Raw genomic sequence first — 24,862 nt, 5'->3', positions numbered from 1 at the left:
TGACTTATATAAAGGCGGTTGAAGCACCGGGATGTGAAAAGCGAGGAGGAACCTCATGAGTCACATTGTCGTTTTAGGTGGAGGATATGGAGGACTTGAGGCCATTAAGCAATTGATTAAAAAACACACTAAACAGCCCTTTTATATCACTTTAGTAGATCGTCATCCTTTTCATTCCTTAAAAACTCAACACCATGCCTTGGCAGCTGGAACTCTTTCAGATGAAAAAACGAGAATGAAATTCCCAAAGCATGAGTGTTTAAATGTTTATTATGCAGAAATCCTTCGTGTCGATCTCAAACAGCGATGTGTCGTAACCGATAGGGAGACAGTGTATTATGACTATTTGATCATTGCTTTAGGCGCTGAAGATAAATGGCAGTCGCTTAAAGGGGCACAAACGTTTACGAGAAGCTTGCAAACGATAGAACAGACTAGAAAAACCTATGAAGAGATACAAAATACAAAGCCCTATGGAACTATCAAGATCATCGGGGGCGGATTAACAGGCGTCGAATTAGCGAGTGAACTCAGGGAGTCGAGAAAGGATTTAAACATACATATCCTTGAAAGAGGACACAGTGTTTTAAAACATTTTTCGCCAATGATTCAATCCTATGTGAATGAGTGGTTTAATGCTCATGATATTCAAGTTAAACAACGGTCTCATCTCGAATACATTAGCGATCACGCCATATACAATAATGGTCAACGAGAATATGCGGATCTCATCATATGGGCAGCTGGCATCCAGCCGAGTCATGTTGTTAGCAAGCTTCAGGTAGAAAAGGATCGGTTTGGCAGAATCCTTATCAATCGCCAGAGTCGATTAATCAGTGATAAGCGGGTGTTTGTGGTTGGGGATTGCTCCTCAACGCCCTTTTTCCCCAGCGCTCAAATTGCTAAGCAGCAGGGGAGGATTGTTGGCAACAGTCTGTTAGATGAGTTGAGTCATAGAGCAATCAAGCAAAAAAAGGGACTGACTCATAAAGGGACTCTTGGTTCTCTAGGTAGAAAAGTAGGATTTGGTGCTATTGGGAACCGGTCATTGATTGGCCGCGTGCCTAAGATAATGAAAAATTATGTAGAATATTTACATGCTAAAGGCCATTGATAGATAAGGTTAAGCATAGGCTCATGCTATGAAAAAGGGGATGAGCCTTTTTTTCAATACAGACCTACTTCAGTCGCTTTTGTGAACGTAGAGTAAAGACAGGGAAAAAAATAATAAAGAAAAGAATAAATAAACCGATGGTTCCAAATAAGCGATAAAAGAAGGCCAGAAGAGTGCCAAAATCACCTAGCCCGATACAGACGCAAATCAATAAAATGAGTATAACGATTTTATTCTGCGAAAGGTGGAGCCAGTTTTGGAGTTGACGCCCTAAGCCGAAGACATTACCAATAACTGTCGAGAAAATTTCTCCAAAAACGACGGCAACATAGACATAATGGATGAGTGGACCATAAGCTTTAATAGCTTGAGCCATTGGGATATTAAATGTCTTAACATGAGGAAGGGTGCCCAAGACAATGAACGAGGATAAGAGGATCACTGTTAAGCCAAGTCCCCCTATGAACCCGCCCCATTTCAATATTCTTTCATCATTAATTTCATTGCCCAAGGGAGCCAACACAACAATAGCCATGGTGACATTATAAGAGACGTAGACGAGTGCATTGATGAACCAACGTGAATCGCTCCAAAGCTCTGGAAATGGAAAGGACCAATGTGATAAGGTAGGGTTCCCTAGTGTCAAATAGGCGATTAAAAGTGTGAAACCAATCATAATCGGAACGATAATCGAATTGACGGTAAGAATCCCTTGCAGCCCTTTTAACATCGCCAAAAAGCAGAACAGGACAATGAAAAGAATCCCCCAAATTTTTGCAATCCCTAATTGCTCTTGAAACAGGGAACCTGTGCCAGCAATCATGACAGATGTTGTGCCAAATAAAATGACAAGAAAAAGGCTGTTGATAAACAGGCCAAATTTTTTCCCGAATAAATAATCATTAAAGGCTTGATAGGAGTCAAAGCCATACTGGCTGGACAGGCGCATAATCTTTGTGCCAATCCAAATAAAGCCTAAGCCTGTGAACAAAATCCCCAATAAGCCAGCCACTCCCGAGCTAATAAAAAACTCTACAATTTCTTTACCCGTAGCAAAGCCGGCCCCCACCACGGTTCCTATATATGTCGCTGCGACTTGTAATATCTTTTTTTTGTTGCTCAATCGTGTCGACCCCTTATTGATCTGATATGTTAATGCCTTGTCCTTTTCATTATATTCTTGAGTTGGTCCTTCATTAATAAAATTGGCAGAGAGTTTGATGAAGGCTGGACGGGGAATTGAAAATCTCTTGCCCAGGCTCTGTCAAATGCGCAATCATTTGATTTAATGTATAATGAAATAAAACGATTAGGAGATGTTATAGATGGGTGATCTTTTTGCTCCAAGTCATATCATATTGATTGTTATAGCTGCTTTGCTTATATTTGGTCCTAAAAAACTTCCTGAATTAGGAAGAGCAATGGGGAAAACACTGCGTGAATTTAAGGCAGGAACAAAGGGTCTCTTGACGGATGACGATGAAGAGACGAAGCATTCTAAACAAATATCAAAAGAGTAAAAAACACCCACACCTACATAGATAAAAGCATTAATAAAAGAGGTGGCAAGTTGTTAGACACACCAAAAGTTAAACACCGTAAAATAACCAAAGCGGAAGTTACGCGACGCATGATCTTTATCCTTATCGGTGTCTCGTTAGAAGCTGTCGCACTTGAGATTTTTCTTGTCCCAAATGGGATTATAGATGGGGGAATTACCGGGATATCCATCATGCTATCGCATATTACTGGAATATCCCTTGGACTATTTCTATTTATAGTCAATCTGCCGTTTTTTATTTTAGGGTACAAGCACATGGGGAAAACCTTCACGATTACTTCCTTGGGTGCCATAGTTGTTTTGTCGATTTTGACCGTGCTCTTTACACCTATTCAAGCCTTTACTGATGATCCGCTTCTCGCTGCTGTTTTTGGTGGTATTTTTCTTGGGATTGGTATCGGTTTGGTCATTCGTAACGGTGGAACATCAGATGGTACCGAGATTTTAGCGATTCTTTTTAATAAATCGATTCCATTCTCTGTTGGAGAAACCGTGATGTTTTTTAATATCTTCATTTTAGGGAGTGCAGGTTTCGTCTTTGGATGGAATCACGCGATGTATTCCTTGATCGCTTATTTTATTGCCTTTAAAATGATCGATGTTACTGTGGAAGGGCTTGAATCCTCTAAATCCGTTTGGATCATCAGTGATAAGCATACCGAGATTGGGGATACCCTCAATGATCGTTTAGGACGAGGTGTGACCTATCTCAATGGTGAGGGTGCTTATTCAGGGGATGATAAGCAGGTGATTTTCACAGTTGTCACCCGACTTGAAGAAGCGAAGCTCAAAAATATTGTCAGTGAAATCGATCCCTCCGCATTTTTGGCGATTGGAGACATTCATGATGTCAAGGGTGGAAATTTCAAAAAAAGAAATATTCATTAATTCAAGAAACCAGGGCTGCTGTTACCATACAGCAGCCTTTTTTAAAAGAAAAGAAAGCATAAAATTTCTGGTCATGAGGACGGTGCGGATTTCCGTTCCAGGCCGCTCGCTTTCCGCGGGGGAGTGGTAAGCCTCCTCGCGCCTTCGGACTGCTAAGTTCTTACCGATCTCCCACTTCCTGCAGGACTAAACACATGATAAATGTTTTGTTTGAATCTATAAAAAATGCCGTGCGTTTCCGTCTGGTTTTCACATCACGCTTTGTGTGACAGATTCATATGCAATAGGGAGGGACTTCACCTAAAAAATAGGAGTGTTGATTGTGGCACTATGGATCGATATCAATAAAAAACGGCATCAACTCACTCTTTATGATGGGAATCAAAAGATTAAAAGCTATTCCATTGCGATAGGGAAAATGCTAACACCGACTCCTCCAGGAAATTTTCAAATTATAAATAAGGCGCCCAATCCTGGAGGCCCATTCGGCGCCATGTGGATGGGACTGTCTAAGCCGCACTATGGAATACACGGTACCAATGATCCTTCATCGATCGGTAAAGATGTTTCTCATGGCTGTGTAAGAATGAACAATTGGGACGTTTTGGAACTGTCGGCACGTGTTCCAATTGGCACCAATGTTTATATCCACTAAAAAAGCTTAGAGGACAAGAAAGCGTCTCTAAGCTTTTTCTTTTGCATTAAGTTATGTAAGACACAAGGAAGTCTCTACACATTTATTAATGAATTCTTCTGTAAACGCCGATCACTTTCCCTAATATTATACAGTTTTTAACAATAATAGGCGCCATGTTCGGATTTTCAGGCTGTAATCTGATATGATCTTTTTCCTTAAAAAAGCGTTTGATCGTTGCTTCATCTTCCTCGGTCATTGCCACGACGATTTCTCCATTATCCGCCGATTGTTGCGAACGGACAATCACCTGATCACCACTTAAAATACCGGCATTGATCATACTGTCCCCAACGACATTAAGGATATAAGCATCACCGCCACTAGCTAAGCTTTCAGGGACGGGTAAGTATTCATCGATGTTTTCAATGGCAGTAATCGGCTCGCCTGCAGTGACTTTTCCGATAACAGGTAAAAGCGTGCTTCCTTGCTTTGGAAGGGAAGCCGTATCCGGATCGATGACTTCAATCGCGCGTGGTTTTGTTGGATCTCTTCTTAAATAGCCTTTTTTCTCAAGTCTTTCTAGATGGCCGTGGACCGTTGAGGTTGATGCTAACCCAACAGCATTTCCAATTTCCCGAACGGACGGTGGATATCCCTTTGCCTTAACCTCATTTTTTATAAAATCAATAATGGCTTGTTGTCTTTTGGAAAGCTTCATAAATAGGCCTCCATTCATAGATTAATAACTTCCTAAATTACCAAAAGAACGCTTATTCGTTTTTTCTAAAATCAGTATAGCATTTATGAATTCTTAACGCAAACATTCGTTCGAAAAAAAGCATTGACACGAACGTATTTTCGTTTTAGAATAAAAACAACAAAAACGAACGTTTATTCTTATGGATGGGAGAGTTAGTCATGAACAAACGAAAAACTATTAAGAATGAGATCATTTTATATGGATTATTTATTGCAATAGCTCTGGGTTGTATTTGGGCAGTTATTCATGCGCTTACACCCGTTGATAAATCATCTTATCAAACCATCACCGTTGAGAAAGGCGATACACTGTGGGCCATCGCAAAAAAACAAGGAAAGCGCGAAGATACAGATATTTCTTCATTTGTTACTTGGGTTGAAAAAAATAATCGTATCGAGGGAGATAGTATTCATTCAGGGGATAAGCTAGTGATTCCTATTAAGAAAGAAGTTAATGAAATGGCTTCTCAATAAAGCCGTCATTCCCTTCATACTAAAAAGCTTGAAGAATAGAGAGAGATAAGTTAAGCTGATGTCAATATGTATGAAAAGGGAGATACTATGTTACCAAGTGATCTGCTAACCCGTATTAATGAATTAGCTCGCAAAGCTAAGCAGGATGGGTTGACAAAAGAAGAAAAAATTGAACAGCAAGAATTACGTGCAAAATATTTACAAGCTTTTCGCAATCGCTTTAAAGAACAGTTGCACTCCATTACAGTTGTTGATGAAGAAGGCAACGATGTCACGCCTCCAAAGCTAAAGCAAAGCAAACAAAGGCGTAAAAAACACTAATCTTCATTATAATAATTTATTGCTATATTGCCAAAGGTCATTTGGGTGATTTCGTTTATCATAGCTGCTTTAGTTCAATGAGTGGCAGGAGCAAATCCAATATGAGGTTGGGCAACACTGCTAATTAGTGTATGATTGGGAAGGTAATGGAGAAGTGATAGGCTTTATCCTTTTGGGAAAAGATAAAATGAAAGATAAGGTCTTTAGTGCCGCTGAAGTATTAACAGTTTAGCTCTTTTTTGTGCTAAAATAAGAGAATAAGTATCAATTATTGGAAGGAATGATCTTAAATTGGGACAATCCATTGATCAATTATCTATTAATACGATTCGTACGCTTTCCATTGATGCCATTGAAAAAGCCAATTCTGGGCATCCTGGGATGCCAATGGGCGCTGCTCCAATGGCCTATGCATTATGGAAAGATTTTATGAACCATAATCCACATCATCCAAAATGGTTTAATCGCGATCGATTTGTTCTTTCGGCTGGGCATGGTTCGATGCTTTTATATAGTCTGTTGCATTTGTTTAATTACGATGTGAGTATTGAAGACTTAAAATCATTTCGTCAATGGGGTTCCAAAACGCCTGGACATCCCGAATTTGGACATACACCTGGCGTTGATGCAACAACAGGTCCATTAGGGCAAGGGGTAGCGATGGCTGTCGGTATGGCAATGGCTGAGCGCCATTTGGCTGCTACTTATAACCGCGACGATTATAATGTTGTTGATCATTTTACATATTCCATTTGTGGTGACGGCGATATGATGGAAGGTGTAGCGTCTGAAGCTGCTTCTTTAGCTGGGCGTCTTAAATTAGGAAAATTGGTCGTCCTCTACGATTCCAACGACATCTCTCTTGATGGTGATCTTAATATATCTTTTAATGAGAATGTACAAAAACGTTTTGAAGCCTATGGCTGGGATGTGTTACGTGTTGAAGATGGTAATGATCTTGACGCTTTAAACAAGGCGCTAGCCCAAGCAACACAAAACATTGACAAGCCCACTCTAATCGAAGTGAAAACGACTATTGGTTATGGATCGCCTACACACGGCGGAACAAATAAGGTCCATGGTAATCCTTTAGGTGCAGAAGAAGCCAGTGCTGCAAAGAAATTCTATGAATGGACTGAAGAGCCGTTCACTGTCCCAAGTGCTGTTCGTGATCACTTTGCTAAGCTCACTGAAAAAGGTGAAGCGATTGAAACCGATTGGAACCGTCTTGTTTCAGAATATGAAAAGGCCTATCCAGAGCTTGCTAAGCAATTTAAGCAAGTCATTAATAATGAATTACCAGAAGGCTATGATGCAAATCTTCCTCAGTATAAAATTGGTGATAATGAGGCAACGCGAGCAACTTCATATGAAGTCATTAATGCTTTAGCAGACACAGTGCCTGCATTATTTGGTGGTGCTGCTGACTTAGTGTCATCAACAAAAACAGTGATTAAAAATAGTGAGGATTTCTTACCTGAGCATTATCAAGGGCGCAACGTCTGGTTTGGTGTTCGCGAGTTTGCTATGGCGGCAGCTGTCAATGGTATGGCGCTACACGGCGGTGTCAAACCTTATGGCTCGACATTCTTTGTCTTTTCCGATTATCTGCGTCCAGCGATGCGGCTATCTGCTATCATGTCTGTACCATCTATTTATGTGTTTACACATGATAGCATTGCAGTCGGAGAGGATGGCCCAACTCATGAGCCTATTGAACAGCTTGCTTCCATGCGGGCGATTCCGAATCTATCGGTTATTCGTCCAGCGGATGGCAATGAAACGCGCGAAGCTTGGAGATTAGCAGTTGAGAGTGTGAACAAGCCTACTGCTTTAGTTCTTACGCGTCAAGGGCTGCCAACACTTGAAGGAACGATCGCCCATGCAGCTGAAGGGGTAAAGCGCGGTGCTTATGTTGTCGCTGAAGCTGATGGACAGCCAGATGGCATTATTCTTGCTACGGGTTCAGAGGTTCATCTTGCTGTAGAGGCTCAAAAAGTATTGAAAGCCGATGGTATCAATGTTCGCGTTGTAAGCATGCCATCTTGGGATCTTTTCGAAGCACAGTCAGAGGATTACAAAAACAGTATTCTTCCATCTGAAGTGAAGAACCGTTTAGCAGTAGAGGTAGGAAGCTCACTTGGTTGGGCGCGTTATGTTGGTGATAAGGGACGAACAATTACCATTGATCGCTTTGGTGCATCAGCTAACGGCAATAAAGTTCTTGAAGAATATGGCTTTACTGTTGATAATGTTGTGAAAGAAATGAAGGCTGTTATTGGCAAGTAATCCGAGCCTTTTGCCATTATTATGAAAAACGACAAATTATTATAATATTTTCGCCTCATGGCTCCCTTGTTTAGACATAATGTGAAGTCTTCGATCATTATAATAATGGTAGGTAGACAGGCTAATATGGGGAGGGGTTGCCATGAGGCTTTATGAAATTTATCTCGTACATGAGCATGTTGCAAATGATTACTTCGGTAAGGATGAAAAACTCTTTCAATTATTTGTAGAAATGAAAACGACTCAAGATATGGATTTAAAGGAAATTATCAATAAGCAAATTAAGTATGTGACGCAAACTATTCCTGCTCTGACTGTTTTTCATTGTGTTGAGCGAAAAGCGAGATTCACTCAAAATAAATATTTACATAAAGCGTGGCAAGACCTGCGAATATCGGATGGTAAAGGCTTTGTCAATCTGCGCTGTCTCTCGGGGCATCTTATTGTTGAAGCAACAGGAAGTTTAAATCAAGAAGCGTGGGTATTTGAAGTCCTACGAACATTAGACGATTATTTTTTAGCAGTTGATTGTCAAAACTATAACAGTGGATGGCTAAAGCCGCCAAAGACAGTGGCTTTAATTAAAACAAAATCAGAAGTTTGAGATGAATAGATGTAAAGGTGCACTTTGCTTCAAGCGCTGGATCGATAAATCAGCATTAAGTGAATCATAAAAGCACTGAGGATATATAAGGTATTGTGTTCAAACAGGGCTTATAGTACACTATGAAAGGGAATGACTCTATAGTGTCTTTTTGGCTATAAGAACGAAATTTGGCACATATGGAAAGATTTTAGAAGGAGGACACAGGCGGTATGTTGTGGCTATATATATTAATTGGAGTCCTAGCGCTGATCGTAGGCATTTTATTAGGATTCTTTATTGCCCGGAAATACATGATGGATTATTTGAAAAAGAATCCGCCGATTAATGAAAAAATGTTACGTGTCATGATGATGCAAATGGGACAAAACCCGTCGCAAAAGAAAATCAATCAAATGATGAAAGCGATGCAAAATCAGCAAAACAAGTGATACGAAGCACAGCATCATTTCAATCGGATGTTTTTAAAACCACTTATTCTGTTTAACCGCAGAATAAGTGGTTTTTTATTTTGCTCTCAGACCAATGCGCTGACACGAGCGGGCTGGTAGGAGCGACTTTAATAATCAAACGACAAATCCTTTTTCATACTATCAGAATTTGCTGATGGTAAGGAGATTGCCAAACAAGGCGAAGACATTTGGTATATGCAGCATTTCTCATTTCGTTATAATTAAATCCATAAAGAAAAAAGATTCTAAATTCACCAAAAACAGCGGCTTGTTAATCAGGTTAGGGTGATTCCTAAAAGCTATTATGGGAGAGATTTTATATTCAGAGAGTATAAAGGGGATGAAAAGATGCAGCGAGTTTTTCTTACTTCAAGGCAAAACGAAATGCTGAAATTAATGTTGTCAGAAGACAATTATCAGCCTCTTCAATACTTTTCACAAAAGATGGGGGTGTCCATTCGATCGATTCAAAATTATTTACACGACCTAAAGGATTTCTGTAACACTGAAGAGATCATTATCATTAAGAAACCAGGTGTTGGGATTAAGCTAGAAGCTTCTACTAGTAAAAGAGCTCGACTCTTAAGTGAGGTCTTAACAAAGCGTGCAGGGGGCCAAACAGATAGCATTAACATCAGAAGATTAAAAATGATTGCGCAACTATTGGTGAGTAAAGACAAGGGAACCTCCATTAATAGACTTTCTGAACAATTCTTTTTAAGTAAAACCTCCATTGTAAATGATCTCACTTTTGTTGAAAAATGGGCGCAAAATTGTAACCTTGCTTTACTTAAAACAAAAAAGGGAACAAGATTGGCGGGAGAGGCAGAAGCTTTTAGAAAAGCGATAGTGGAAATTATCAATGCGTTGGAAAAAAATATTGGCAGACATAACAAGGGACGCTCAGAAAGAATACCACCTGCAACCTTTCAAGCGCTTTCGATTGTTTTTGGTGAAGAGCATGTAAAACGTGTGGAAGCCACTCTATTACAAGTGGAAGACAAAGTTTTGGGTTTAATGAATGAACTTTACTTTGTGAGTATCGTTACAAATATTTTGATTGATTCAGTATTTAAAGAACATGTCACGGATCGTTTTCGAATTGCAGAAGAGCATTTTCAAGCCGTAAATGGCACGATGCTTTATGCTACTGCCCAGAAGATCGTCTTTGACTTATCAAAGTGTCATATAGTGGATGTTTCTCCTGCTGAAATTCACAATGTGTATTGTTATTTGTTAAGCGGGGGTTATCAAAAACATCAGGAATCCTCTATACATCCTACTGTTTTTAATGATGCTAACAAGTCGCTGGTTGCTTCATTCACAAATGAGCTGATTTCGGTCATCTCCAAAAATATCGACATTAACTTTTCAGAGAATAGAAAACTCTACTTAGGTCTTTTATCACATATCAAAGCCATGTTTCATAGATTTCAATATCATATCAAAGTAAAAAATCCACTTCTTGAAGATGTCAAAAAGAAATATACTGCGTTATTTAGTGTGATTAGACTGGCGTGTTCATTGATGGAAGATCGTTACACTATCAAGGTAGATGATGATGAGCTTTCATTCTTAACCATCTATTTTCAAGCGGCCATTGAAGAGAGCAAAGTGTACAAAAGAGTAGTTATTGTCTGTTCCTTTGGTGTTGGGACCTCTCAACTTATTGCAAACAAAATCAAACATAGTGTGCCACAGCTTGACATTGTCGATTGTCTAGCTGTGCCAGAGTTAAATCAGCTGAATCTTAATGCGATTGACTTGATTATATCTACAGTACCTTTACAGATTTCTTCAGTCCCTGTCATTGTGATTTCTCAACTTATCAATTTTTATGATATCAAGACGATACACCAATTTATTATGAAGGATGAAAAGAAGCTGATTCAATGCCGACATTTAAAGCAGATTTTGGACAATGAGTTGATTTATTTAGACCTTAATTATAGCACTAAACAAGAAATCCTTACTTTTCTTTGCCATCAGGTCATTCAAAGGGGCTATGTAAAGGATGGGTACCTTCAGTCTGTTCTTAATCGCGAAAAACAGGCACCAACATGTTTTGGCAACGGCGTGGCTCTGCCGCATGGAGAAAGTCAATATATTATAAAGCCCTTCATTGCAATCGCAGTGCTACGAGGACGTGTGGATTGGGGAGACACCGTCTGGGAGGATAAATCAGTCACTATTGTTTTTCTTACGGGATTAAAGATAGATGACCCTGCACATATTCAAAGTATTATTTCGGATTTATACACGCTTTTCAACTCACAGGAGGCGCTTAAAGCTATATCTACATGCCGCACGGAAACTGAATTAGTAGAGCTGTTTACAGGATAGAAGATCACTGTTATTTTTCCAATCTATTATAAAGTGAGGCGAGACCAATGGATAGGTTAATGAGGCTATTTGATGATAGGATTACCCCCTTTTTAGTCAAAATAGGGGAAAACCGTTACATGATTGGTGTGAAGGATGGAATGATTGTCACCATTCCCTTTACGATTATTGGTTCCTTATTCTTGATTATTGCTTATTTTCCTGTCAAGGCTTGGACGGACTTCATTCAGCCCTATCAAGCAGTATTGACAGTTCCAGTCTCTGTAACCTTTGATATGCTTGGTGTCATTGCGGTTATAGGTATCTCTTATCACCTGGCTAAAAACTACGGCTTGGATCCAATATTAAGCGCGATTCTATCATTAATCGCTTTTTTGATTGTGCAAACAGGCAAAGTAGGTCAGGAGTACACACTCACCATTGATAATTTTGGTACAAAAGGCATCTTTGCAGCGATTATTGTAGCGATTATTTCTGTTGAGATTTTAAGGTTTATGCTGAAGCGGAATTGGGTGATTAGAATGCCGGCATCTGTACCGGCTACAATTAGCAAATCATTTGAATTGCTCACCCCACTTGCTGTTGTGATTATGTTCTTTTGGTTGATCCGCGTTGTCATCGGTATAGATATTAATCATGTTTTGAATTTACTTTTTAGTCCGCTTGTCTTCTCGTTAAACACACTTTGGGGGATTCTTCTCTTTATGCTCCTTAGATCACTCTTATGGTGTGTGGGAATTCATGGAGCAGCTGTTCTATCTGTTGCTGATCCGATATTCTTGCAAATGTTGGGCGCCAATACAAGTGCTGTGACCCATGGAGACCCTGTCCCGTTCATTACGGCAGCTGGCTTCATGAATTATGTATTTATTGGCGGCGGTGGCGCGACCTTAATGCTGGTTGTTTTCATGCTTTTTTCAAAGGATAAGGGTTTAAGAACATTAGGTAAGCTATGTTTGCCTGGAAGTATTTTTGAGATCAATGAGCCTGTTGTCTTCGGCGTTCCTGTCGTATTAAATCCTATTATGATGATTCCTTATATCCTCGGAAATATCATTCTAACCTTTACCACTTACCTTGTGATGTATTTTGGTCTAATTGGTAAGCCGGTCGTCAACGTTCCTTTTACGATGCCACCCATACTCATGCAGTACTTATCATCAGGAGGTGATTGGCGTGCAGCAGTGTACGGTGTGATAGAAATTATCATATCCGCAGTCATCTATTATCCTTTCTTTAAAGCTCTAGAAAAACAGCGCTTAAACCAAGGGCAACAAGGTGGTGAACAGCATGAGTCAGATTTGACGCAACCTATGAATGGATAAGGAGGAGAGCTATGGAGTCAAATCTCATGGAAGCGTATATCAACAAACAACAGGAGACATTGCTAGACCTACTAGAAGATGAACAGTCCATTAAAAATGTGGTGAAAAGCATTGATGAAGAACAGAATTACTTAGTGTGTCTCGTTGCATGTGGAAGTTCATTAAACGCCGCCATGGCAGTCAAACCAATATGGGAACACTATACCACTGCTGAGATCGTTGTCTGCAATGCATTCCAATTCAGGCATTATGCATTTAAAAAGTATCAAGGTAGAAAAGGGATAGCCATAGTTATCTCACAGTCGGGAAGAAGCACAGGAACGTTAGACTGTATCCAAGTCGCCCGACAAATGGGCTTATCTGTGGTCTCATTAACGGCGGATGCGACTAGTCCAATTGCAAAAGCAGGGGATAGCGTCATTGACATTGGGTGTGGGGAAGAAGCTATTGGCCCGAAAACCGCAGGCTATACAGCCACCCTTATGAGATTGATACAAATAGCCGTAGCATTTGGTGAAAAGCATGCATCCCTATCAAGACGTGATCATCAGCAGCTTATGGATACATTGAAGAAAGACCTTAATGATATTCAGACACTTATTTTACAAATGAAGCACTGGGTAAAGCAACATGTGGCTTGGAAACAGGCGCCATATATCACTGTTGTTGGTTATGGTCAGGAGCTTGGGACATTGTATGAAGGACAGCTCAAGCTTCTTGAAACGTTGAGAATTCCTGTTTTAGCCTATGACATTGAGGAATTTACACATGGCCCCCATCGCTTGATTCAAAGCGATAGCTTTCATATTTTTATTAAAACAGATGAGAGTGGAAGGGCGATGACAGATGCGATCACTCAATTTATTGAAGGGGTCAACCGTAATATCCTTGTTTTGACAGTGTTTGAACCCCATTCGAAATATGAGTTAACTATTCAATGTCAAGGGCAACTTTCGAAAGCTATCAAATTTGTCATCCCTTTTCAAGTCTTGGCAAATGAATTGGCACTGCTCACGGGATTTAATCCTGATACGAGCGTTTATCCCGAGTTTTTTTCGAAATTACGGACAAAAACAACCTAGATATCTAATCATTATTAAGGGGTGTGAATGAGGTTGAAGATTTTATTAGCATGTATTGCAGGAATGTCGACGGGATTATTAGTGGAAAGAATGAATGAAAGTTTAATAAAGAAAGGCAGAAATGACATTAGTGTGCAAGCGGTCTCGATGGATAAGCTGGATAAGGACTTTGTCCAGCAGTATGATGTGGTTTTAATTGGACCACAGGCGCGCTTTAAGGCTCCCGCGATTCAGAAAATGTGTGCAGAATTTAATATTCATAGTGGAGTGATCCCTATGGACATTTATGGGAATTTAGATGGAGAACGGGCGATAGCCTTCGCCTTCCAGTTGAGCAATGATGGTGAAAATCATGAGCCTTGAAGAACAAGCCATGCGATTAATCTTATTTGCCGGTGATGCGAAGTGTTTATGTCAGGAGGCCATAACCATAGCCAAGAAAGAGGAATTCACTCGAGCCTTAGACTTACTAGAAGAGGCTAGAATACATTTGCTTAAGGCCCATAATATTCAAACACAGTTAATCTCAGAGGAAGCCAAAGGAATCAGTATGGACATTAACCTTATTTTGATTCATGCGGAAGACCATTTAATGAATGCGATCAATTTTAGGGATATGGCAGTGGAACATATTCAACTCTATCAAGAAATGAATGACTTAAAAAGGGAAGTGGAAAAATTAAAATGTCTAAAATGAAGCTGACGATTATAGGTGCTGGAAGCGGCTATAGTCCTGAGATTTTGGAAGGGCTTGCTAGCCATAAAGCAACATTACCTGTTGAAGAAATTATGCTGATGGATATAAACCCTGAAAGATTAGAGATCATGTATCATTTTTCTAAACGTTATGCAGCGTTTCATGGGTTAGATGTGACTATTAATAGGACAACGGATCTTGAGGAAGCTGTAAAAAACAAGGAGATTATTTTGACGCAAATTCGGGTGGGTGGCAACCAAGCCCGTGTCAATGATGAAAAAATTCCTCTAAAATACGGGATCATTGGTCAAGAAACAACAGGACCGGGTGGATTTATGAAAGCTCTGAGAACCCTACCGGCCATGCTTAAAATTGCCAAAGCTGTTGAAAAACACAGTCCTAATGCTTGGATTATCAATTATACCAATCCCACAGGGATTGTAGCGGAAGCAGTCAATAAATACACAAAAGCAAAATTTATTGGGCTATGCGCTGGCGGTATGCGCCCGCGCACTTGGGTTGAGCAAGCGCTTGGCATTCCTTATCAGCAGGTTAAGTATGATTTTATTGGTTTGAATCATATGAATTTTGCTTATAACATCAAGGTGAATGGCAGAGCTTTAACAGATGAAGAGTTTGATAAAGTTGCCGAAGTTCATGCAACCATTGATCCAGCTTTAATTAAGAAGCTGAGAATGCTCCCTAGTCAATATTGCCAATACTATTTTCACAAGCAAAGGAAATATAACGAGTTGAAAAAGCAGGAGCAGACTAGGGGTGAAACGATATTGGAATTAGAGGCAGAGATTTTTAAGGCATTCTCAAGAGAGGATCAGGTTGAGAAGCCGGAGCTCTTAAAGAAGCGTGGCGGTGGTGGTTATTCAGAAATTGCCCTTCAAGCGATTCATTCTATTTATAATGATCAGGATATGTGGATCGTGGCTAATGTTCAAAATAGAGGTACGCTCTCATTTTTGCCAAATGACGCAACCATTGAGACTGCCTGCCTATTAAATAAATCAGGTATTAAACCACTACAAATTGATGATATTCCAGACACTGTACGGGGGCTGATTAGTTCAGTGAAAAATTATGAATCACTTACAGTGGAAGCTGCTGTGAGTGAAAATAGAGATAGGGCATTGCTGGCTCTTTTAGCCCATCCATTTATCGGGGATTATGATCTTGCTCAACCTTTATTGAATGAATTGCTCGAAGCGAATAAAGCATGGTTGGGATCCGGATTTTATCAAACACAACGGGTATAACGCATGCACGCTGATAAATCGCTCCTTTGGTTGATGAACTAAGGGAGTGATTTCTTCATCCCATCAACGCAAACCTCCTCAAGCTTCTATTTTCCCCAGAACTCTAGCTCAAGCATTCCTTTACCTAGTGGTGCTGCGGAACATGTCATGCGGTCGATTCAGACGTAGAGCCACTTTCAAAGGTGGTATCATCCCCTTAATCTAGAAGTGTCAATCGAATAAATTTTAATAAGATGTGGATAGGCAAATTTTGGACGGTTATTTTTTATAGTTGTCATCACAATGCTAAAGACAATATGAACGAAATGGTATATAATAAGTTATGAATTTCTACTAAAAGTTCGGTGTAATGTTATGATGATGGGTGATTAGATGATTGGAAAAAAAATAAAAGAATTAAGAGTGCAGAAACGCCTTTCACTAACCGAGTTATCTGAAAAAGCAGGTGTCTCTAAATCCTATTTGAGTACTATTGAGAGAAACTTACAACAGAACCCATCTGTCCACTTCTTAGAAAAGATTGCTGAGGTGCTGGGGGTCAGTGTTTTAAGCTTGATTCATAGTGAAGAAGATCCACGGGAATGGCTAGACCCAGAATGGGTTGAATTGATTGAAGAGGCAATGGATTCCGGGATGGATAAAGAAGAATTCAAAGAATTTTTAGATTATCAAAAATGGAGAAAGAGCCAGAAGAGTTAATTTCTATTGATTAGGAAGTAACTCTTTTCTGTGTTTCAATCGTTTTTTTATGTAGGAAAAGACGAATGTCTTCTTTTGAGAGATGTAATTCTTTCGCTTTTAAAATAAGAAGTACCCATTCGGTGTCTAGTATTTTTTCCATTCTCATTCCTCCAATGTAGGGTTTGTTTTTTGTAAAACTATGGACTGATATTATGTATAAACTTGTAAGTATTATAAGGCAAAGGGACTATCGAATTTGTCAAATTAGCGACATTTATTGAAATAAATATCAGCAATAAATAACAAAAAAATACACATTTCACTGAGGGATGAGGTTTAAAATCTGGAATGTTGAGTAAATGTTGTAGCCGAAAGAAAATAAATGGCTCATGACGATTACATTTCAGTTATTTTGTCAAAACAATGAATAGAGGTATGACGGCTTATTATACTATGTTAGGGATGAAATCATGGACTTAAAGCAAATCGAAATCAATGATCTTTTAGCGATTCAACATAAACTGGCACTTATCGATGTGCGCTCACCTTTAGAATATGAAGAGTTTCATATTCCCGGAGCTATAAATCTTCCGCTGTTTTCAAATGATGAGCGGGCAGAGGTTGGGACTTTGTATAAGCAGAAAGGACCAGAAGAAGCTAAGGAGCGTGGCGTTGAAATTGTTTCACACAAGCTCCCTTCCCTTTATAAGAAGATTAAGGCTCTGGCGGCAGAGGCTGAGCAAACTGTGATTTACTGTTGGCGTGGGGGGATGCGCAGTAAAAGCCTTGCTAATTTTATGACTGTCATGGGTGTCATGTGCTGGCAACTAAGAGGGGGCATTCGCTCTTTTAGGAAGCTCGTCACTGAACAGCTTCATGTTTTTTCACAAGAAAAAAAGCCTTTTGTTGTCATTGAAGGGTATACAGGGAGTCGTAAGACAGACATACTCAAGCAGTTAAGCGAAAAAGGATATCCAGTTATTGATCTTGAAGGGCTAGCCGGTCATCGGGGGTCGATTTTTGGTTCAGTGGGCCTTAACCCGCAGTCACAAAAGGCTTTTGAATGTGGGCTATGGCAGCGGCTATGTGATTTAAAGGATGCTCCCTATTATATCGTTGAAGGCGAGAGTAAGCGGATTGGTCGCGTGGTCCTCCCACCATTCATTAATGAGGGAAAGGCACAAGGGGAGCGTATCATGATTGACTATCCTTTTCAGGCGCGGGTTGAGGCCATTTTAAAAGAGTATAATCCGGAAGAAAATAAGGCAGCGGTGAATGAAGCCTTTTGGCATTTACAAAAATATTTACGACAACCATTCCTTGGAGAATTAGAAGCAGCATTACAGAACGAGGATTACGCTTTATTTATAGAACAGCTCCTTGAGCATTATTACGATCCAAGGTATCAGCATCAATTAAAAAAGTATCCAAAGGAAGCGAAGCGTCTCTCGATAACGTCAGTTGCTGAAGGGGTCGAAGGTGTCGAAGCTATCCTTAATACACTGTACGCGCCAGCGCTCGGATAAATAGAAAAGTTCACATGATCGCCTTTGCAATAGCTGTTTTCATCCATTAATATAGGCATGAGAACATGACTTTGGAGGTAACATCTATGAAGAAACACAGATGGCTTATAGGCCTAGCGCTATTATTGATCAGTATTGGTCTTGCAGGCTGTGGCAGTGATAAGAGTGATCATCATCAATCATCAACCAAGACGATCAAAGGGACTACATTAAATGTAACAGCAACCAACTTTCAATTTGATAGTAAAACATATAAGGTTCCTGCAAATAAAGAATTAACGATACACTTTGAAAGTAAAGAAGGGAACCACGGCATGAGTATTGAGGGGACGAAAGTGGATATCAAAGGGAAGGGAATGGCCAAAGTTAAGCTAAAGCCTGGAACCTATATGGTGCACTGTAGCGTCTTTTGTGGAAGTGGACATGCCGATATGATGTCAAAAATAATCGCTGAATAATGCAACAGATGTGGGTGGATGGCTGCTTAAGCAGCCACCTTTTTATTAAGCTGCTTTTTGAAGAGAATAAAGACATCTCTTTTATCCATTATTACTATACAATTCGAAGTGAACATGATACGCTAGGGTTGCCCTTTGCCAAGCGGGAAGGCGAGGGAGAAGGAGAACATATGACACCATGAAGATAATTAAAATTGTAGCCTTATGTTTAGGCGTATTACTGCTTATCGCTGGCTGCTCATCGGACAAGTCCAGTCAGTCAGAACAGAAGCAATCTGAAAAGAAAACTGAACAGAATAAGACAGAGAGCCCAGCAGATAAAGGGAGTAGTGAAAAAAAGGCTGATAAAAAGAGTCAGGAAAATAAACAGCCGACGCCCGTTAAGCGTGATAAGGATGGGCTGATTATTGATCAAAATCCAGAATCTCTTTTAGTGCTTGTAAATAAAACACATAAATTGCCCGATGGTTATGTACCACCAAATCTTGTCTATCCAGATGTGCGTTTCCCGTATTCTGATATGATAGAGAAAAGACAGGTGCGCTCGGTCACTGCTAAAGCACTGAAACAGCTTTTCAAAGCCGCAGACCAAGCTGGGTATAAGCTGTATGGTGAATCAGGTTATCGCTCCTATGATCGACAAGTGAATATTTATAATGGAAATGTCGATAAATATGGAGCCGCTAAAGCAAGCACGATCAGTGCGCATCCTGGCACTAGTGAGCACCAAACGGGGCTGGCAATTGATATAACCTCACAAGAGATGCTGGATAATAACTCGGCCGATCCGTTAGTAGAAAAATTTGGAGATACTGCTGCAGGAAAATGGGTGGCAGCCAATGCCCATAAATACGGTTTTATCATTCGCTATCCTAAGGGGAAAGAACAGATTACCGGCTATGAGTATGAGCCTTGGCATATCCGCTATGTCGGTGTTAAGGTTGCCACGGACATCTACAATCATGGATGGACGTTAGAGGAGTACTTGCAGCATCAATAATCACTAAAGGCGGAGAGAGTGGCGATAAAACCACTCGTCTCCTTTTTAAAAGATGTGGTATAATAGGATACGACTTACTTTGTGAAGAAGGTAGATACCCTTGTTAGTTGAAATCATAAGCTTATTGATTGGTATCCTTTTTGCGACGTCGATTATTATTGTCCGATTGAAGGCTGCGAATCAGCCCACTAACAGCAGAAAAATTTTATTGCCGCCTTTGTTTATGTCTACGGGGTTTCTCATGTTCATTGCCCCACAGGTGCGCGTATCGGTCGTTGAGCTTTTGGAAGCGTTCTTAGTGGGTGTCATCTTTTCGATATTGCTTGTTAAGACGTCAAAATTTAGTGTGCATGATGGTGACATTTATTTAAAACGGTCCAAGGCCTTTATTTTTATCCTCGTTGGCCTCCTTTTGGTAAGAACGATTTTAAAAATTGTCCTCGAAAAGGATATGAACATTGATATCGGACAAACTGCCGGTTTGTTTTTTACCTTAGCCTTTGGCATGATCCTTCCATGGCGGATTGCAATGTATGTCATGTACAAACGCTTGGAAAAGCAAATCAACAATGGAGATATCCTATCAACATAAATGCGGCTGTCTCCATAGCCTAGATGTCTAACCAGATACCGTTTCAATGAAATGGATATCGGCCTATAGCTTAGATTATTTCACTATTGTTATTAATGGAATAAGCAGGCTACAGGCCGTTACTTTTTTATAACACCAGAATTTATAACTTTAATTGGGAAAATACATAGGAGCACCAAAGTGGAAGCGCTACGAGTAGGCGCAGGAACAGGGAATTGGTAGCTTAAATACCTGGAACACAAATCGCCATTCCAAAATGGGCTGAGGCCACTAAAGGCGATCAGCTAAACCTGTCACATTCATTAAGGAACGTCGGTTAAGTGCGTCACATCCATGTGACAACACCGAAGCTAGCACCTCAATATCCTCGATTGAGTGTCTTGGGAGTGTGCTTGCAGAATGCGGCTACCTTAGTATTCTACTATGAAGTGGATGGATTTATTTTCTTATATTCTTATAAAACTGTGGATTGAGGAGGGACAATTTATGAAAACAAAAACACTGAAGGTGATGCTAGGCATGTTATTATTGATCAGCATGTTAGCAGCTTGTTCAGAAAAAGGAAATTCTGGTGAGAAAAGTGGCAAAAATGATCCATCAGAAACAGAACAAAGTGAAAATAAAGATGATGATTCAGCGCCGGATCCCAAGGCCACTAAGCAACAGGGAAAGCTGACTATCGGTGATACCGGTAAAGTAAAGATCGCATATCAGGGAACTTTTAAGGTCACTTTAGAATCGGTAGAAAAAAAGGATAAGATAGGCATTGAAAAGCCAAATAACGATCTGTTTATCGTCGCTAAAGTAAAAGTTGAAAATATTGGTAAAGAGACGATGGATCTTGCAGATTTAACAGGTTTTGTCGACTTATTAGATCTCGGGGAAAATGGTGGAAGCGCACCAGATTATGCTAACCAAATAGAGGGTGTTCAAGATCCATTGAGTAATAAAGGGCAAATTCAACCCGGAAACGCTGCTGAAGGTGAATTGGTTTTTGATACTTGGAATACCGATAACTATCAATTTGTATTCGGACATGCAAATTCATCAGTCACTAAGACAATATGGGCGTTTACAAGGGATGAGTTGCAGTAGCTGACGGATTAAACTTAAGAAAAGTGATAACGTGTTTGCCAGAGAAGCCTTCGCAAAATGTGAAGGCTTCAAAAAGTCGAAAATGAAAATAGAGCTGGAGTGAAGTATTCACCTCATAGAAAAGAAAGTATAAAATTTCTGGTCATGAGGACGGTGCGGATTTCCGCTCTAGGAAGCTCACTCACTTTCTACGGGAGAGTGAGTGGTAAGTCTCCTCGCGCCTTCGCACTGCTAAGGTCTTACCGATCTTCTACTTCCCGCAGGGCTCTAGTCTTCGCATCATGAGTCAGCGGCGCCCTAGGAACACACGATTTTAGAGTGTTCCGAATCTCGCGCCTTGCGCTCCCTTCCACTTGACCAGGCAATGAAGCCTCTTTCATATTGGATGATGCTCTATACTAAGGACAAGGACCGGGCATGCTTTTCGCCCGGTTTTTCTTAGTATGTCATGAAGCGCTTCGCCCAAACACTTCACTTTCCGCGGGGGAGTCTCCTTGAGCTGCTGCCTTGCGGGGGATTGCTGATCCGCAGGATTCTGATTGAGTACCTAAGAGTCAGCGAGCTGCAGAACATACCATGTCTGAAGTTTTCCCATCACGCCCCTTTTGTCCCATTCCTGCTGATAGGAGATTATTGTTTCAGGTGGTAGCAGTTTTTCAGTGCTGCGCCTTGTTCGTCTCTTGGTATTAAGCTTCTTCTTTTGCTATTTTAGTTAAGGCTTGGTAATCCGCCTTGCCGCTTTGAAGGGCGGGAATTTCTTCTATAAACGCCAATTTATTCGGAATATATAAAGACGACATTTGCTTTTCTTTAATAAATTTCTTGAATACCTTCTCGGAAATGTTCGTTTCTGTTGTGAATAGCACAATTTTTTCACCCTTGCGCTGATCGGGAATGCTCACGGCATAAAAGCCTGACTTTCCAAAGCATTCCAGGGCGAGCTCCTCAATTTTATTTAATGAAATCATCTCGCCAGCAATTTTAGCAAAGCGTTTTAATCTTGAGATGATAAAGAGATATCCTTCCTCGTCAATGGTGACAATATCTCCTGTGTTATACCATTCGCCACAAGGGATAAAGCCTTTGCCATGAATCAAATAACCTTTCATGACATTGGGGCCTTTTAAGAGTAAGCTGCCACCTTCAGTAATGCCTTCCACTTTATCAAGCTTATAGTTCATTGAAGGGAGCGGCTTACCGACTGAGCCGTATTTGCTAAATGTCGGCGTATTAAGTGAAATAATTGGAGAGGTTTCGGTGGCGCCATAGCCTTGCAGGATAGTAACGCCAAAATCTTGTTGGTATTTATCATAGGTATTCTTTTTTAATTTTTCAGCCCCGGCGACGACAATACGTAGAGTTGCTAGATTTTCCCGTGTTGCGTATTTCGCGTAGTGATCAAAAAATGTGTTGGTTGCAACAAAAACTGTACTTTTATCTTTTCCAATCATTCTCGGTATTTCTTTGTAATGTAGGGGAGAAGGGTATAAAAATGATTTGACATTGGAAATGAGCGGAAGGACTGCCCCAACCGTTAGCCCAAAAGCATGAAAGAGTGGTAACGGATTAAAGATACGATCCTTTTCAGTCAAATCAACCGTCGATAAGGATTGTTTGATATTGGCATAAATATTTCTATGCGTTAAAATCACTCCCTTAGGTTTACTCTCAGTCCCTGAAGTAAACAATATCACTTCTTTTTGTTGCCGCTTTTTGAGAGAAGGCAGCTTAGCTTCAGCAGCTCCCTTTAATTTGTGAGTAAGGGTAATACCATGCTTCAAATCTTCAAGGTAAACAATCCTTACCTTTTTTTCCATTTCATCTATTACAGAGGTTAACTGCGCCACTTTAATAAATTCTTTGGATGTAAAGACAGTTTTTAAGCGGGCAGTTTCAATACAATCCATCAAATTTTGCGTCCCCATAGAAAAATTTAACAGGCAGGGATTTTGTTCATTTTTAAAAAGAGCAAACAGCGCCACCACTTGAGCGATCACATTAGGTAAATAAAAGCCGACCCTTTCTTCATGGACAGTGACTTCTTTGATTTTCAAGCTCAGAACATTAACGGCTAGCAAAAATTGATTATACGTCAGTTTACCGGTAGGCTCCTCAAGAATAACCCTTTTGGGATGCAGCTTGGCTTGTTTTCTCATTTCATCATATAGATTGACTTGATCAGGTAAATTCAAGTTCATTGATACAACTCCCCATATGTAGTCAATACTTAACGGATTCTTGCAGGATAAAACCTTTTGTAAAGCGTTTACAATTATTTGTTCTTCACCAGTGGCTAAAGAAATTTGACACTATCATCCGGATGTTCATGAAGGCTGGACTCATTTGTATGTAGCCATGATTTATTTAACTTTAGAAAAATTGTTCATATGGCAATGTGTCGATATTATGCTTGATGAGTGTCTTGCGTAAAAACTTATGGTCTCGCTTAGGTGTAGCCTTGATATATCCCTCAATGATGAGTGCCTGAGTCATCTGCTTTGCTTTCTTTCTCAGGGCAAGCTCCCCAATTTTTCCAGCGATTTTTTGCTTGGCCACATCACGAAAGAGCGGAGGGACGGGGGAAACGAGTTCATCTAAGAAGCGGAGCTGTTCTTCAGACCATAGCTTGCGTGTTTTTTTGATATAGTAATTTTGCCAATCTAATAATGATTTACCATCACTCTTTGGTAGGCTCTTTAAAAATTTGCGAAACATAAAAAAACCACCGATGCCCATGAAAACAATGAGAAGAACGGACCAAAATATGATGAAAAGCATAAAGTAAGAAGACATGCTAAAATCACCTCTAGCTATAATCGTCTGATTATCGTCATTATAGCCCGAGAGGTTTTAGAGAGGCAAGTCATTTATAAAAAATAAGGCATTATCTAAATGGCTGGGCCAGCTGGATTCGAACCAGCGCATCATGGAGTCAAAGTCCATTGCCTTACCGCTTGGCTATGGCCCATCAATTTACTTAAGGCGCCTTGTCGATACTTATCATGAACCAATTCGCTTTCCTTTATTCGCATCCTGAGCTTTTTTTCTAAAAGATTTGGGTGTTGTTTTGTTATAAACTCAAAGCGCCTTAAAGGTCAACACACAGCTTTGTCAAAGAGCGCTGATTTATCTCATCCTAGACTATTCATAGAAGTTCCCAAAACACAGTAAAAAGGCTTATCTATCAAGTGGTTTATTCTGTATTTCAACGCATCAAATAAATGAAAAAAGAATCCGTTTCTGATAAGGTTAAAACGACGAAGAAATAACCATCAGAAAGGCTTCTTATAATGGCTCCTTTACCGCAAATAACGCTTGATTTCAATCGTAGAATTAAATTGTCAAATGATGGAGGAGCCCTTTCCTCCAAGGAGGCTGAGGCCGTGCCCGTGGAAAGCGAGCATCCTGGAGCGGAAATCACCTGCCAATACCATGCCTAAACTTCAGAAGGCTAATAACCTACAAATCTTTAGAAGACCTTTTTAACATTATTTTAGGCCCCAAGGGAGCAGTATGCCCAAAAACAGGTGATTTTGTGGAGAGTGACCGTTTTAATTCCTCAATCGGAGACAATTCCAACATAAATTCCATAAAAGGGGCATGGAAAATTTAGCTTTGATCCCAGATCTCGTTTTCTCCCGAAGTATGAATAAATCAGGCTCATATATATTTTTTTGCTGGAGATAGTAATAATGA

The 24,862-nt window shown here is 40.1% G+C and carries 26 protein-coding genes and 1 tRNA gene; 21 read left to right on the top strand and 6 right to left on the bottom strand.

Annotated elements, in window-relative coordinates; genetic code table 11:
• Nucleotides 1-55: 55 nt before the first annotated feature.
• Complete coding sequence (locus tag IEW82_RS16840; protein WP_188697315.1) at nucleotides 56-1,114, top strand: NAD(P)/FAD-dependent oxidoreductase; 1,059 nt, start codon at nucleotides 56-58, stop codon at nucleotides 1,112-1,114.
• A gap of 64 nt (nucleotides 1,115-1,178) precedes the next feature.
• On the opposite strand, the gene IEW82_RS16835 is transcribed toward IEW82_RS16840, so the two are convergent.
• Nucleotides 1,179-2,237: a YkvI family membrane protein gene (locus IEW82_RS16835; protein WP_188697310.1), complete on the bottom strand. Its 1,059-nt coding sequence runs from the start codon at nucleotides 2,235-2,237 to the stop codon at nucleotides 1,179-1,181.
• Nucleotides 2,238-2,439: 202 nt separating this feature from the next.
• Between IEW82_RS16835 and IEW82_RS16830 the strand changes: the two genes are divergently transcribed.
• From IEW82_RS16830 to IEW82_RS16820, 3 genes are all read left to right on the top strand, one after another.
• A complete protein-coding gene (locus tag IEW82_RS16830) occupies nucleotides 2,440-2,634 on the top strand; it encodes a twin-arginine translocase TatA/TatE family subunit (RefSeq protein ID WP_188697307.1) in 195 nt (64 codons plus the stop codon).
• A gap of 110 nt (nucleotides 2,635-2,744) precedes the next feature.
• Entirely contained in the window at nucleotides 2,745-3,563 is an 819-nt protein-coding gene (locus IEW82_RS16825) for a YitT family protein (protein WP_188697364.1), read from the top strand.
• A 322-nt stretch (nucleotides 3,564-3,885) separates the two neighbouring features.
• A complete protein-coding gene (locus tag IEW82_RS16820; protein ID WP_188697303.1) occupies nucleotides 3,886-4,218 on the top strand; it encodes a L,D-transpeptidase in 333 nt (110 codons plus the stop codon).
• Nucleotides 4,219-4,303: 85 nt separating this feature from the next.
• Here IEW82_RS16820 and lexA read toward each other — a convergent pair whose 3' ends face one another.
• On the bottom strand, nucleotides 4,304-4,918 hold the full coding sequence (gene lexA, locus IEW82_RS16815; protein ID WP_188697300.1) for a transcriptional repressor LexA: 615 nt from the start codon (nucleotides 4,916-4,918) through the stop codon (nucleotides 4,304-4,306).
• A 200-nt stretch (nucleotides 4,919-5,118) separates the two neighbouring features.
• Here lexA and yneA point away from each other — a divergent pair, with 200 nt between their 5' ends.
• From yneA to IEW82_RS16755, 12 genes are all read left to right on the top strand, one after another.
• On the top strand, nucleotides 5,119-5,433 hold the full coding sequence (yneA, locus tag IEW82_RS16810) for a cell division suppressor protein YneA (RefSeq protein ID WP_188697297.1): 315 nt from the start codon (nucleotides 5,119-5,121) through the stop codon (nucleotides 5,431-5,433).
• Nucleotides 5,434-5,520: 87 nt separating this feature from the next.
• Nucleotides 5,521-5,754 (top strand): DUF896 domain-containing protein, encoded by a 234-nt coding sequence (locus IEW82_RS16805; protein WP_188697293.1) that lies wholly within the window; start codon nucleotides 5,521-5,523, stop codon nucleotides 5,752-5,754.
• A gap of 291 nt (nucleotides 5,755-6,045) precedes the next feature.
• Nucleotides 6,046-8,043, top strand: a complete 1,998-nt coding sequence (tkt, locus tag IEW82_RS16800) for a transketolase (RefSeq protein WP_188697290.1) — start codon at nucleotides 6,046-6,048, stop codon at nucleotides 8,041-8,043.
• A 142-nt stretch (nucleotides 8,044-8,185) separates the two neighbouring features.
• A complete protein-coding gene (gene sirA, locus IEW82_RS16795; RefSeq protein WP_188697287.1) occupies nucleotides 8,186-8,647 on the top strand; it encodes a sporulation inhibitor of replication protein SirA in 462 nt (153 codons plus the stop codon).
• A gap of 212 nt (nucleotides 8,648-8,859) precedes the next feature.
• Nucleotides 8,860-9,078: a YneF family protein gene (locus tag IEW82_RS16790; RefSeq protein ID WP_188697284.1), complete on the top strand. Its 219-nt coding sequence runs from the start codon at nucleotides 8,860-8,862 to the stop codon at nucleotides 9,076-9,078.
• Between the two features lie 369 nt (nucleotides 9,079-9,447).
• Nucleotides 9,448-11,442, top strand: coding sequence for a BglG family transcription antiterminator (locus tag IEW82_RS16785; RefSeq protein WP_188697281.1), 1,995 nt, complete (start codon nucleotides 9,448-9,450; stop codon nucleotides 11,440-11,442).
• Nucleotides 11,443-11,489: 47 nt separating this feature from the next.
• Complete coding sequence (locus IEW82_RS16780; protein ID WP_188697278.1) at nucleotides 11,490-12,767, top strand: PTS sugar transporter subunit IIC; 1,278 nt, start codon at nucleotides 11,490-11,492, stop codon at nucleotides 12,765-12,767.
• A gap of 11 nt (nucleotides 12,768-12,778) precedes the next feature.
• Nucleotides 12,779-13,849, top strand: coding sequence for an SIS domain-containing protein (locus IEW82_RS16775; protein ID WP_188697273.1), 1,071 nt, complete (start codon nucleotides 12,779-12,781; stop codon nucleotides 13,847-13,849).
• Nucleotides 13,850-13,882: 33 nt separating this feature from the next.
• Nucleotides 13,883-14,212: a PTS sugar transporter subunit IIB gene (locus IEW82_RS16770; protein WP_188697270.1), complete on the top strand. Its 330-nt coding sequence runs from the start codon at nucleotides 13,883-13,885 to the stop codon at nucleotides 14,210-14,212.
• Nucleotides 14,202-14,546, top strand: a complete 345-nt coding sequence (locus IEW82_RS16765) for a PTS lactose/cellobiose transporter subunit IIA (protein ID WP_188697268.1) — start codon at nucleotides 14,202-14,204, stop codon at nucleotides 14,544-14,546. The genes IEW82_RS16770 and IEW82_RS16765 overlap by 11 nt, the downstream gene beginning before the upstream one ends.
• Nucleotides 14,534-15,814 (top strand): 6-phospho-beta-glucosidase, encoded by a 1,281-nt coding sequence (locus IEW82_RS16760; RefSeq protein WP_188697265.1) that lies wholly within the window; start codon nucleotides 14,534-14,536, stop codon nucleotides 15,812-15,814. Before IEW82_RS16765 ends, IEW82_RS16760 begins: the two co-directional genes overlap by 13 nt.
• 372 nt (nucleotides 15,815-16,186) lie before the next feature.
• Nucleotides 16,187-16,513 carry a helix-turn-helix domain-containing protein gene (locus tag IEW82_RS16755; RefSeq protein ID WP_188697262.1) on the top strand — a complete coding sequence of 109 codons (327 nt, stop codon included), beginning with the start codon at nucleotides 16,187-16,189 and terminating at the stop codon, nucleotides 16,511-16,513.
• Nucleotides 16,514-16,523: 10 nt separating this feature from the next.
• Here IEW82_RS16755 and sinI read toward each other — a convergent pair whose 3' ends face one another.
• Entirely contained in the window at nucleotides 16,524-16,655 is a 132-nt protein-coding gene (gene sinI, locus IEW82_RS16750) for a DNA-binding anti-repressor SinI (RefSeq protein ID WP_229672714.1), read from the bottom strand.
• Nucleotides 16,656-16,965: 310 nt separating this feature from the next.
• Between sinI and mnmH the strand changes: the two genes are divergently transcribed.
• The 5 genes from mnmH (at nucleotide 16,966) to IEW82_RS16725 (ending at nucleotide 21,166) form a co-directional block, all read left to right on the top strand.
• Nucleotides 16,966-18,021 carry a tRNA 2-selenouridine(34) synthase MnmH gene (gene mnmH / locus IEW82_RS16745; protein ID WP_188697256.1) on the top strand — a complete coding sequence of 352 codons (1,056 nt, stop codon included), beginning with the start codon at nucleotides 16,966-16,968 and terminating at the stop codon, nucleotides 18,019-18,021.
• An 86-nt stretch (nucleotides 18,022-18,107) separates the two neighbouring features.
• A complete protein-coding gene (locus IEW82_RS16740; RefSeq protein ID WP_188697253.1) occupies nucleotides 18,108-18,479 on the top strand; it encodes a cupredoxin domain-containing protein in 372 nt (123 codons plus the stop codon).
• A gap of 178 nt (nucleotides 18,480-18,657) precedes the next feature.
• Complete coding sequence (locus tag IEW82_RS16735; RefSeq protein WP_188697250.1) at nucleotides 18,658-19,479, top strand: M15 family metallopeptidase; 822 nt, start codon at nucleotides 18,658-18,660, stop codon at nucleotides 19,477-19,479.
• A 100-nt stretch (nucleotides 19,480-19,579) separates the two neighbouring features.
• Nucleotides 19,580-20,071: a CcdC family protein gene (locus IEW82_RS16730; RefSeq protein ID WP_373285732.1), complete on the top strand. Its 492-nt coding sequence runs from the start codon at nucleotides 19,580-19,582 to the stop codon at nucleotides 20,069-20,071.
• Nucleotides 20,072-20,557: 486 nt separating this feature from the next.
• Nucleotides 20,558-21,166: a DUF4352 domain-containing protein gene (locus tag IEW82_RS16725; RefSeq protein ID WP_188697247.1), complete on the top strand. Its 609-nt coding sequence runs from the start codon at nucleotides 20,558-20,560 to the stop codon at nucleotides 21,164-21,166.
• 686 nt (nucleotides 21,167-21,852) lie between these two features.
• On the opposite strand, the gene IEW82_RS16720 is transcribed toward IEW82_RS16725, so the two are convergent.
• The 3 genes from IEW82_RS16720 to IEW82_RS16710 all read right to left on the bottom strand — a co-directional run bounded on the left by IEW82_RS16720 (nucleotide 21,853) and on the right by IEW82_RS16710 (nucleotide 24,134).
• Nucleotides 21,853-23,364 (bottom strand): AMP-binding protein, encoded by a 1,512-nt coding sequence (locus IEW82_RS16720; RefSeq protein ID WP_188697244.1) that lies wholly within the window; start codon nucleotides 23,362-23,364, stop codon nucleotides 21,853-21,855.
• 172 nt (nucleotides 23,365-23,536) lie between these two features.
• Nucleotides 23,537-23,959 (bottom strand): DUF2621 family protein, encoded by a 423-nt coding sequence (locus IEW82_RS16715; protein ID WP_188697240.1) that lies wholly within the window; start codon nucleotides 23,957-23,959, stop codon nucleotides 23,537-23,539.
• Nucleotides 23,960-24,059: 100 nt separating this feature from the next.
• Nucleotides 24,060-24,134: transfer RNA gene (locus tag IEW82_RS16710), tRNA-Gln, on the bottom strand.
• Nucleotides 24,135-24,862: the final 728 nt, after the last annotated feature.

The organism is Pullulanibacillus camelliae (assembly GCF_014642655.1).
GTDB lineage: Bacteria > Bacillota > Bacilli > Bacillales > Sporolactobacillaceae > Pullulanibacillus > Pullulanibacillus camelliae.
The sequence above is the reverse complement of the archived record's forward strand: the minus strand, read 5'-3'. Positions and strand labels throughout refer to the sequence as shown.